The 11,810-nt window shown below is 56.4% G+C and carries 7 protein-coding genes; all 7 read left to right on the top strand.

The window, feature by feature from the left end; all coding sequences use genetic code 11:
- The first annotated feature begins 176 nt into the window (after nucleotides 1-176).
- On the top strand, nucleotides 177-995 hold the full coding sequence (locus tag CEY05_RS16010) for an ABC transporter permease (protein ID WP_088599351.1): 819 nt from the start codon (nucleotides 177-179) through the stop codon (nucleotides 993-995).
- On the top strand, nucleotides 985-2,436 hold the full coding sequence (locus CEY05_RS16005; protein WP_088599350.1) for an ABC transporter ATP-binding protein: 1,452 nt from the start codon (nucleotides 985-987) through the stop codon (nucleotides 2,434-2,436). The genes CEY05_RS16010 and CEY05_RS16005 overlap by 11 nt, the downstream gene beginning before the upstream one ends.
- Before the next feature lie 2 nt (nucleotides 2,437-2,438).
- Nucleotides 2,439-7,061 (top strand): glycoside hydrolase family 99-like domain-containing protein, encoded by a 4,623-nt coding sequence (locus tag CEY05_RS16000; RefSeq protein WP_088599349.1) that lies wholly within the window; start codon nucleotides 2,439-2,441, stop codon nucleotides 7,059-7,061.
- 81 nt (nucleotides 7,062-7,142) lie between these two features.
- Nucleotides 7,143-8,537, top strand: a complete 1,395-nt coding sequence (locus tag CEY05_RS15995) for a hypothetical protein (RefSeq protein ID WP_143220467.1) — start codon at nucleotides 7,143-7,145, stop codon at nucleotides 8,535-8,537.
- 20 nt (nucleotides 8,538-8,557) lie between these two features.
- Entirely contained in the window at nucleotides 8,558-9,331 is a 774-nt protein-coding gene (rfbF, locus tag CEY05_RS15990) for a glucose-1-phosphate cytidylyltransferase (RefSeq protein ID WP_088599347.1), read from the top strand.
- Complete coding sequence (gene rfbG, locus CEY05_RS15985; RefSeq protein WP_198952788.1) at nucleotides 9,328-10,407, top strand: CDP-glucose 4,6-dehydratase; 1,080 nt, start codon at nucleotides 9,328-9,330, stop codon at nucleotides 10,405-10,407. Before rfbF ends, rfbG begins: the two co-directional genes overlap by 4 nt.
- Before the next feature lie 80 nt (nucleotides 10,408-10,487).
- Entirely contained in the window at nucleotides 10,488-11,810 is a 1,323-nt protein-coding gene (rfbH, locus tag CEY05_RS15980) for a lipopolysaccharide biosynthesis protein RfbH (RefSeq protein WP_088599345.1), read from the top strand.

Raw genomic sequence — 11,810 nt, 5'->3', positions numbered from 1 at the left:
CCACTTCCCGGCGCCGCGCCTTTGTGTAGTGCGCCTTATTACAAGGCGGGACGCATTGCAATAGCCACCGATGCTAAACTGTCCAGTTAGCCAAAATTTCGCGTGGGCACGCTTCGTGTCGGGGCGACTCCACCCGCGGAAAGACGCCAGCGGGCAAATCTAGAGAAATTTTTCGAATGCAGGATTTCAAACCTACACCGCGCGAGATGGCAGGTAGCTTGAGGCGCAATTGGTCGCTGATCGCCACTCTGGTCAAGCGAGAAGTCATTGGCCGATATCGCGGTTCCGTCATGGGGATTCTGTGGTCGTTCTTCAATCCACTCTTCATGCTGGTGATTTACACCTTTGTTTTTAGCGTGGTCTTCAAGGCCCGCTGGCATGATGGCGCGGAGTCGAAGACGGACTTTGCGCTTTTGCTCTTTGCCGGGCTAATCGTATTCAATCTATTTGCGGAATGCCTCAATCGCGCACCGACGCTGATAATGTCGAACGCAAATTACGTGAAGAAGGTCATCTTCCCGCTGGAGATTCTGCCCTGGGCCACCTTGGGGTCCGCACTGTTCCATGCAGGTATCAGCGTGGCGGTATGGCTATTGGTTTATTCCGTTGTCTACGGAGTGCCGCACGTGACGGTATTGCTTCTACCGCTCGTGCTCATTCCCATGCTGTTGATGACGATGGGTGTGTGCTGGGCACTCGCTTCGCTTGGCGTCTTCTTGCGCGACGTGTCCCATTTCATCGGCATCGTGACTTCGGTATTGATGTTCATGTCACCGATTTTTTATCCCATCACTGCGCTGCCTGAAAAATATCGCACCATTCTTTTGGCAAACCCGCTGGCAGGCACGATCGAACAGGCTCGCGATGTCATGTTTTGGGGGCGCATGCCTGACTTGAAGTTTCTCAGCGTCTACCTGATTTGCTCGCTGCTGATTGCATGTCTGGGCTTCGCATGGTTCCAGAAAACGCGTAAGGGATTTGCGGATGTCATCTGAAATAGCGATTCACGCGAACAACATCAGCAAGTGCTATCACGTCTATCACAAGCCCAATGAAAGGCTCAAACAATTAGTTCTACCCCGCTTGCGCGGGATGATGGGACGGCCGACCAAGAATTATTTCAGCGAGTTCTGGGCGCTCAACGATGTGTCGCTCGACATCCGCAAGGGCGAGACCGTCGGCATCGTGGGCCGCAATGGCAGCGGAAAGTCCACCTTGCTGCAGATCATCTGTGGCACCTTGAATCCCACCGGGGGCGATTTGCTTGCCCGTGGCCGAATTGCCGCTCTCCTGGAGCTGGGGTCTGGCTTCAATCCAGAATTCACAGGGCGCGAGAACGTCTACATGAATGGTGCGTTGCTGGGCATGAGCACCAAGGAAATCGACGCGCGCTACCAAGACATCATCCAGTTCGCCGATATCGGCGATTTCGTGGATCAGCCGGTAAAGACCTATTCCAGCGGCATGGTTGTGCGTCTGGCGTTCGCCGTGGCGATCAACGCGGATCCGGAAATTCTCGTGGTGGACGAGGCTTTGTCGGTCGGCGACGAACTGTTCCAGAGGAAGTGTTTCGCTCGTATCGAAGCAATCAAGGAAACCGGCGCCACGATACTCTTCGTCTCGCATTCGGGCGGGACTGTCGTGGAGTTGTGCGATCGCGCCATCTTGATGGACAGGGGCGAAAAATTGGCCGATGGTGCGCCAAAGCATATCGTCGCCCTGTACCAGAAGCTGCTGTACGCTTCCGAGGAATCCCGTGCCGAAGTCCGAGCTGGAATAAAAGCAGGGACCCTGGCGGCCACTACCAGCAAGACAGTGGAAACGTCCGCTCCCGCCCTGACTATAGAGGCACCTGCATCTGCATCTGCATCTGCTTCTGTCTCGGTCCCCGCTGCCGAATCTGTCCCTGCTCCCAAATCTGCCGCTGCTCCTGAATCTCAGTCTGAGGCTTTCCTGGACCCTGGACTGGTACCGTCCAGTACGGTTATCTACGACTCGCAGGGCGCGGAGATCTTCGACCCACATATCGAGACTGTCAATGGTGTGTGGGTGAATAATCTGGTCAGGGGTGAGGTCTACCACTATTGTTACCGCGTCCTGTTCTCCGTCGCATCGGAAGGTGTCAGGTTCGGCATGTTGATCAAGACGATTACCGGCGTAGAACTTGGCGGCGCTGCCAGTGCTGGGCCGACGCACATTGACCGCGGTTTCCTTCCAGGCGACACCATAGACGTGCACATTGCGTTCCGATGTGCCCTGAATCCAGGTACGTTCTTTTGCAACGCCGGTGTTATGGGGATCGTAAACGGTACTGAAACTTATCTTCACCGTGTCGTAGATGCTGCGATGTTTCGGGTGCAGCCGGTACGCAGTTCCGCGGCCAATGGCATCGTCGACTTCGAGCCGACGTTTCACGTGATTAATGAGCAAGCTTGAATATGGGTAAAAATCTCATCGCGGTGCTTGGTATGCATCGCAGCGGTACCAGTGCCTTGACCCGCGGTCTTCAGGTGTTTGGCGTGGACCTCGGCGAGAATCTCATGCCCAGTGTCATGGGCATCAATGACAAAGGTTTCTGGGAAGATAACGATATTGTCATGCTCAATGAGGAGATCCTGGCCTCACTGGGCAGTAGTTGGCATTCCTTGGCGCCTATTTCCCCTGCTACGCTCCCGCAACTGATCGCAGCTGGCTTTGTCGATAGAGCGGTGACCATGCTCGCTGGCAAACTGGGGCATGCCGAATACTTCGGCATGAAAGATCCGCGTCTGGGAAAGCTGCAGTTCTTCTGGAATGCCGTCTTCGAACGCTGCGATGTGCGCGTTCGATACGTTATTTCACTACGTCATCCGCAAAGTGTGCGTGATTCCCTGGTTAAGCGTAACGGGTTCGCTCCCGTGAAATGCTATTACCTGTGGGCGGAACACGTCGTCGGAGCGTTGACCGACCCTCAAGTGTGCCGCAGCCCGCGAGTTCTGGTTGACTACGATGTGTTGCTGGCACATCCCGAAGCGGAACTCGCGCACGTTGCCAACGTCCTGGGACTCCCGGTAGATGAGGCGGCGCTGGCGGACTATGCCCGGGAATTTCTTGACAAGAATTTGCGACATGCGGCGCATGATCCGTCCGCGCTGGCGGATGACGTGGATTGCCCCACCTTTATCAGCGAGCTGTATGTCCAACTGCTGCGGGTCGCGCGACGCGAAAGCGAGTTGGATGACACGACAGTTGTACAGGCTATCGCGAACTGCCAGGCGCGTCTGCTTGAAAGGGAGTCTCTGCTGCGGCTGGCGGCGGACGAAGAAAGCAATCATCGGCATCTGACCCAAGAAGCGACACAACTCCAATCGCAGATTGCGGAACAGGCTGCGGTAATCGCCGAACGCGACGAGCAGCTCGAAGAGTTGCATACAGTGCGGCAGAAGTCGCGGGATCGTGCCCAAGAGATTCAGCAACTTAAAGGAGACCTCAAACGCCGGGACGCAGAACTTAGCCTTCTAAGATCCACCCTGGAAGAACGCGAGGACTCTCTCGCCGCAGTCTCCAAGGCCCTCGACGACACGCGGAATTCGACCAGTTGGCGTTTTACCGCGCCTCTGCGCAGCGCGACGTCTTCGCTACGCAAGGCATCCACCGGCACTCGCATCGTTCGCGAGGCAATAGGCAGGCAGGGAGGCGTCCTGGCCGCTGTACGCAAGACCGGCACCATCCTGCGCGACGAGGGCTTGGCCGGGATTCAAGGCCGTGCTCGTGCTGCCGCGCGTGGTTTGGGAAAACCTGTTGGTGAAGTGATCGTGGGCCAAGGGCGGCAGCGTTCGGCCGTGGGCTATCGCCCCTATTACTTGAGCCCATTTTATGAGGTGACGGACGCGGACTTGCGCGACGCGCCGTCCATGGGGATCCATCTGCATCTGTACCACGAAGATCTGCTGGATCAGATGCTCGACCACCTGCGCAACATTCCCTATGACTTCGACCTGTACGTCTCGACACGAGAGACTGCGGATCAGCAGTCTCTCGCTACCGAGATTGAGGGCAAGCTGCCGAAGGCGCGCAAGGTAGTAGTGGAGCGTGTCCCCAATCGTGGGCGCGACATTGCGCCCTTCATCGTAAATTTTGGCGAACGGCTCAAGCAGTACGAAATCGTTGCTCACCTGCACACCAAGAAGAGCCCGCATGCGGAGCTATTGTCGAATTGGCTGCGCGAGATTCTTTGCATGCTTTACGGTTCGCCGAACGGTGAAAGCCGTACCGTGGTGCAAATCGTCAATTTGCTCAAGAGTGGTGCGAAAGTCGTTTATCCCGAAGGCAGCTTGTCGATCTCGGTCGATCCAACGGGCTGGGCCGATAACTACGTTCTGGCGGGGCGCCTGTTGCGGCGCTATACGCAGTACCACATCGAGGATTTCCCCAGTATCGAATTTCCCCAAGGGATGATGTTTTGGGCGCGCGGAGAATGCCTGGGGGATTTCCTGTCGTTGCCTTTGACGCTGGAGGATTTTCCGGAGGAGCCGATCTTGCCAGACGGCACGATCGCACATGCGTTGGAACGTATCGTCCTGATCATGATGACGCGCTTCGAAGGCACGTGCGTGCGGCTGCACGCACGTGATATCGGGAACGATTATCCCTTTTACGAAGAGCAACAGGACTATTCGGGCCTCATTTCCTCGGACGCACCGAAAGTTCTTTCCTACTATCTGCCGCAGTTCCACCCGACTCCCGATAACGATGAGTGGCATGGCAAGGGATTTACGGAGTGGACCAAGGTACGGGCGACCAACCCTTTGTTCGAGGAACACTACCAGCAACATATTCCGCATCCTGACCTCGGCTACTACCTCCTCGACTCGCCCGCGATGTTGCAGAAGCAGGCCGATATAATGAAGAAGGCCGGTGTGCATGGACAAGTCTTCTACCATTACTGGTTCGGCGGACGTCTGATCCTGGAAAAGCCGGTGCGCATGCTTCTGGAAAATAGTCAGGTTGACATGCCATTCTGCTTTTGTTGGGCTAACGAGAACTGGACTCGGCGCTGGGACGGCAACGAAAGGGAAATACTGCTTGGCCAGAATTACTCGGCGGAAGACGCGGTCGCATTCATCGAATACCTTATCCCGTTCTTCCGCGATGAACGGTATATAAAAGTCGATGGCCGACCGCTGCTATTCGTCTACCGCGCTTCTGCGATTCCCGATCCGGATATCTATGTCCAGGCGTGGGCCCAAACCTGCTTGGCGCATGGGATACCCGAACCCTATACCGTGACGGTGTTGACTCGCGGCGCTACGGATCCACGCGACTTCGGCATGGACGCCGCCACCGAGCGCGTACTGCACGATTGGACGGGCGGCGCCGCACCGGACATTTCAAGCGGTCTCACCTTCTATGAGAACTTCAATGGCAGCGTCTTGCGCTATGACGACGTCGCCAATGCATACATTGCGGAAGACCCTGAGCGTCCTTTTACCTGGTTCCGCAACGCCGTACCGATCTGGGACAACACGGCTCGATATGGGTCCGAGGCCTATGTCGTACACGATAGTTCGCCTAAAAAGTTCCAGGAATGGATGCAGGTCCTGGTTGAGCAGTCCATGGAGCGCCAGCCGAACGACCGCCGCTTCATTTTGGTCAATGCGTGGAATGAGTGGGCGGAGGGGGCTCATCTGGAGCCAGACACCAAGCATGGGTACGCCTATCTCAATTCAGTGGGACGCGCGCTTTCCTGCCAGCCCTACGGGACTGTCCTGACCGGCGAGAGTCTGGATTTGGCGGGAACAGTTGTCGAAATTGAGGTCGCGAGTTTGCCCGCTGATGCGCTGGTGGTCGACGACTCGTTGCGTCGGCGCTTTCTCCGATGCCTGGCTAATTCAACGCTGTTCCGCAAGTGCCGCGTTCGTTTTACGAAAGAGCACTACGCGGAGCTGTTGACAGAGATGGAGCCGACCGTGTCCATCGATCGATCGACCGATCCCGCGCCATACAAGATCGTCGTCGGCAACGTGAGCTTTTTTACGCCTGATGCCCTGGAGGCGTTGGTGCGCACGGGCATGGCGTACAAAACCGCGGTCGTCGTCGCCAACACCTACGATGGTGATACAAAGCTGGTCCGAGTGGCGGAGGATGCGACTGTCGATCGGACAGCAACGTATGGCGCGGCGTTCGCTCTGTACCCGGCGATTAGCAAGGGCGACTTCAAGATTTTCAAGCTTTGCCCTCCTGCACGTTGCGTCGTGACGTACCCGGAATTGCAGCATCCGCCCGAGTGGCCGGTCGTGACTACAATCATTCGCATCCACGGCAAGGGCGAACTCCGCCTGCTGGAAAATGCCTTGTTGTCGTTGCTGGCGCAAAAGGGCTGCCATGTGCGCCCGCTGGTCGCGGCGCAGGATTACAGCGACTCGCAGAAAGCACAACTGGAAAAGCTGCTTGCAACGTATCCGTGGCATGCGGACTGCGCGCCCGTCATTCGATATTTCGATTCGCCGGGGGGCGTCGGTGATTTGCGGTCGGTCATGATGAACGAATCGCTGAAATCGGTTCGCAGTGGCTACGCTGCCTTTCTTGACTACGATGACCTGATGTTCCCTGACGCTTACGCTCGTCTGATAGGGCGGTTGCAGAGGACAGGCAAGGCTGTGGCTTTCGGACGCGTGTTTGTCGCCGTCTATGACACTCGCCTGGAGACGATAGTAGAACGACGTCGGGTTTATGAATATGGTCACAGCTACCATGACTTTCGCTTAGATAATCACGCGCCCATTCATAGTTTTCTTCTGGATATGAGCAAGATAGACGTTCAAAACATCATCTATTACGCCGACCAGAGATATATGGAAGATTATCTGATGACTTTGCAGATTTTCACGGCCAATAATGCGGACTGGGAAGCGCTATCGAATCCGGATATTTATGTGGGCGATTATATTCACAGTGCTGATCGTGCGCACACGTTGGCTATACTCGATGGAGAAAGCCGGGCTGAGTTGCTGCAAAGCGAAGAATATGTCGAGTGCAAGCGTCGAGTTGCCGATATTCGCAAGAAAACTGTTGGGCGTTGATCAATCGAAGTTACTAAGCGCTAGCGGGGCCGCAGCCACGGCCATTTTTTTTGATAATTTGATTGAAATTATGGGTATTACGTGAACGCCAGATCCGTGGCCAGTTTTTTCTCCTGCTACGCGCCCGTGTGGGTCGCGCTGCTCTTCACTGCGGCGCTTCTGGTTGTGTGCTACCCAGGATTCATGTCCTACGATAGCCTGCGGATGCTGGAAGAGGCGCGCACTCAGGTGCAGGGTGGAATCTACCCTGCGATGCCCGTCTATCTGATGCGTTTGGCGGATCTGGGTGGGCATGGTCCCACGGTCATGCTCACGGTTCAGAACTTCATGGTGTTTTTCTGCCTGGCGCTGATACTCAGGTTTGTTTCCGCACCACAGTGGCTCAGCGTCCCGATCTTGGCGATATTTCTGCTTCAGCCGGTGCTCGTCGGTGTCATGCTGGTTGTTTGGAAAGACGTGACGACCACGGCGCCCATGCTGCTGGCACTTGTTCTCATTTACTGGGCGAGCCAGAATCCCACCTCTCCACGGATTTCCCTCGTGAAGTGGAGCGCGCTGTTAATGCTTGTCATAGCGACGCTGGTTCGGTTTAATGCGCTGACGGCCACGGCGGTCATTGTGGGTTATTGGGTCTTGACCTTTTATTCCGGGCGGGGCAGGTCGAAGCAGCTTTTTGTGTTTGTCCTGGCATTGTTGGCCATGGCGGCATCCAACGTATTCGTCAACGGCTACGCCTTCCCTGACCTGCGCAAGCTTGATGAAAACGAACTTGCCTATGGGATTATGAGTTACGACCTCGTCGGTATTTCGAAATGGTCCGGCGAATCGATGGTGCCTGTTGATGTGAGCGGACAGCCTGCGGTGCCAAAAGCCGACATTGCTGATATTGATCGAATTTATAATTCGCTCGGAGCGTTGCATATAAGCGCTGCGAATGAAAGCCTTGGAAATCCTGTCGAGCTGACTCCTCCCGGATATTCGAATTCCGACGTCGCCCGGGCATGGATCAATGCAATAATTCATCATCCTGTTGCATACGCGCGGTACAGGTTTGATTTATTTGAAGAAATTATAGGTGCCAAACCTCACCCCATTTTCGAACCTACGCATTTCGCACGGATAGATCCGAACGAACTGGGCGTGGTGGCCCATGACCGTGCCATAACTCGAAAAGTGCTGGAATATATCGAGACAGCATCCACCATGATTTATGGGAAGCCGTGGCCGTACCTGCTGTTATCGATGGTTTGCTGCGTGGTGATGGTCTGTCTGCGTACAATACCGGGAAGTCTGAAGATTCTGGGGACGGTCGCCACAGGCGCCGCGTTCATGTACATTGCGCCATTTTTGGTCATGACCGGGACGGGGGAAGTGCGCTATGTCTATCCGACTTTGATCCTGGGCAGTATTCCCGTGCTCATCCTTCTTTTTGGATGGCGCCTGGCGCGGCCGATGGCGGCGGAACAAGTTTTATAACCTCTTTTAAGTCGACTCAAATGAAAGCTGTGATTCTGGCAGGTGGGCTGGGTACCCGCATCAGCGAGGAAACGTCCGTTCGTCCGAAACCCATGGTGGAGATCGGCGGCAAGCCGATTCTCTGGCACATCATGAAGATCTATTCCGCGCACGGAATCAACGAGTTCATTGTTTGCTGCGGCTACAAGGGTTACGTGATCAAGGAGTACTTCGCCAATTACTTCTTGCATATGTCCGATGTCACCTTTGACATGGAGCACAACAGCATGCACGTTCATCAACGCTACGCGGAGCCGTGGAAGGTGACTCTGGTGGACACGGGCGACAGCACGATGACCGGCGGGCGCCTCAAGCGTGTTGGGGACTACGTGCGTAAAGACGAAGCTTTCTGCATGACGTACGGTGACGGCGTTGGCGATATCGACATAACCGCGCTGATCGACTTCCACAAGAAGCAGAAGGTGAAGGCCACGCTTACCGCGACGGTACCGCCAGGACGGTTTGGTGCGCTGGAAATAACCAGCGGCAAGGTGAACAGCTTCAAGGAAAAGCCCCAAGGCGATGGCGCCATGATCAATGGCGGTTTCTTTGTCCTGTCTCCCGAAGTATTGGACTTGATCGATGACGACAAAACCATCTGGGAGCGTGAGCCCCTGGAGCGGCTTGCCGAGGCCGGCCAGCTCGCTGCCTACCCTCATCAAGGCTTCTGGCAGCCCATGGACACGTTGCGCGACAAGACCCATCTGGAAGAACTCTGGCAAGGCGGCAAGGCGCCGTGGAAGGTGTGGGCGTGAATCCTGAATTCTGGAAAGGGCGGCGTGTCTTCCTGACGGGCCATACCGGCTTCAAAGGCGGCTGGATGGCGCTGTGGCTCCAGTCCATGGGCGCGGATGTTACCGGTTTTGCATTGCCCCCTCCCACCCAGCCGAACCTGTTTGACATCACAAATGTCTCGGACGGGCTGCGCCATGTTGTCGGTGATATACGCGATCTGGCTGCGCTGCATCGCGCCATGGCTGACTGCCAGCCCGAGGTGGTGATCCACATGGCGGCGCAGCCGTTGGTGCGGTATTCCTACGACGAGCCAGTTGAAACCTATGCGACCAATGTCATGGGTACGGTGCATCTGCTGGAATCCGTGCGGCGCATTGGCGGCGTGCGCGCGGTAGTCAATATCACCACTGATAAATGCTACGAGAATCGCGAGTGGATCTGGGGCTATCGTGAAAACGAGCCGATGGGAGGCTACGATCCCTATAGCAATAGTAAAGGCTGCGCGGAGTTGGTCAGTGCTGCCTATCGCTCGTCTTTTTTCAATCCCGACGATTATCAGCAGCACGGGGTGGCACTGGCTACCGTCCGTGCCGGTAATGTGATCGGTGGCGGCGACTGGGCCAAGGACAGGTTGATCCCGGACATACTGGCGGGTTTTGAAGCTGGCCAGGTGGTTCACATCCGTAACCCGAACGCCATTCGCCCGTGGCAGCACGTGCTAGAGCCGATTCGCGGGTACCTGACTCTCGCCGAAAGGCTGGTCGAGCACGGAACCGAGTTCGCCAGCGCGTGGAATTTCGGTCCCCATGCGGATGACGCGCGACCGGTCGGCTGGATCGTCGAGCGAATGGGTAAGCTGTGGGGGCAGGGCGCGCGCTGGGAGGTGGATAACGGCAAGCATCCCCACGAAGCCAATTTCCTGCGGCTGGACATTACCAAGGCAATGACCCAACTGGGCTGGCATCCTGCGCTGCGCCTGGAGGCTGCATTGCAAAAAATCATAGAGTGGTCGCGTGCCCGAATGAGTGGCGCCGATATGCGGCAGGTGACTCTGGATCAAATCCAGGCTTATCAGGCTGCTGCTGAGCAGGGCTAGCGGAATGGCTGCTACCGCAGCCTCGTCTACACTACGGCCCATGCCGTTTGAACCATATTTTTCATAGATACCGAACTTCCATGCAAAACGACAAAGCCGACGCCATACGCAAGCAGATTCACGATCTGGTGGCTGAGTACGCCGCTATCTCCTTGCGTCCGCAACCTTTCCTTCCCGGCGCGACGACTGTGCCGCCGTCGGGCAAATTGCTTGACGCGACCGAGCTTCAGCATATGGTCGAGGCTTCGCTGGACGGCTGGTTGACGACGGGGCGCTTCAACGCCGAGTTCGAGCGCAAGCTAGCCGCCTTCATTGGCGTCAAGCACCTGATCACGGTCAACTCCGGTTCGTCGGCCAATCTAGTGGCATTCAGCACGCTGACGTCACCCAAGCTGGGCGATCGCGCCATTCAACGGGGCGACGAAGTCATCGGCGTGGCTGCCGGCTTCCCCACTACCGTGAACCCCATTCTTCAGTTCGGTGCGGTGCCGGTATTCGTGGACGTCGATCCGCTGACCCACAATATCGACGCCAGCAAGATCGAGGCAGCGATCAGCCCCAAGACCAAGGCAATCATGCTGGCTCACTCCTTGGGCAATCCCTTCAATCTGGACGCTGTCACCGCCCTTTGCAAGAAGTACAACCTGTGGCTGGTGGAAGACTGTTGCGATGCCCTGGGTTCGACCTACCGCGGACAGATGTGCGGCACGTTCGGCGACATTGCCACGCTGAGTTTCTACCCCGCCCACCATATCACCATGGGTGAAGGCGGCGCGGTATTTACCAATAGCGACGAGCTCAAGGCCATCGCTGAAAGTTTCCGCGATTGGGGCCGTGATTGCTATTGCGCCCCCGGCAAGGACAACACCTGCGGCAAGCGTTTCTGCTGGCAACTCGGTGATCTGCCCAAGGGCTACGATCACAAGTACACGTACAGCCACATCGGCTACAACCTGAAGATCTCCGATATGCAGGCTGCCTGTGGTCTTGCACAGCTTGCCAAGGCGCCGGCGTTCATCCAGGCACGCAAGGACAACTACACCTTCCTGCGTGAGCGACTCGCCAATTGCGAGGAATTCATCAACCTGCCGGAACCTACCGAGCATTCGGATCCGTCGTGGTTCGGTTTCCCCATCACGATGAAGCCCGAGTCGCCGGTCACCCGTCTGGAACTGTTGAATTATCTGGACGAGAAAAAAGTCGGAACGCGGCTGCTGTTTGCCGGCAACCTGATTCGCCAACCCTCGATGATCGGGGCGCATTACCGCGTGAGCGGTGATCTGACCAATACCGATAACGTGATGAACAACACGTTCTGGATTGGCGTGCAACCCTCGCTGACCAAGGACATGCTGGAATACACCGCGTCGCGAATTGAAACTTTCCTCGGCGTCGACTTCTGA

This window comes from Achromobacter sp. HZ34, from assembly GCF_002209485.1.
GTDB lineage: Bacteria > Pseudomonadota > Gammaproteobacteria > Burkholderiales > Burkholderiaceae_B > Bordetella_C.
Note: the sequence above shows the minus strand (reverse complement) of the source record. Positions and strands in the feature narration are given on the sequence as shown.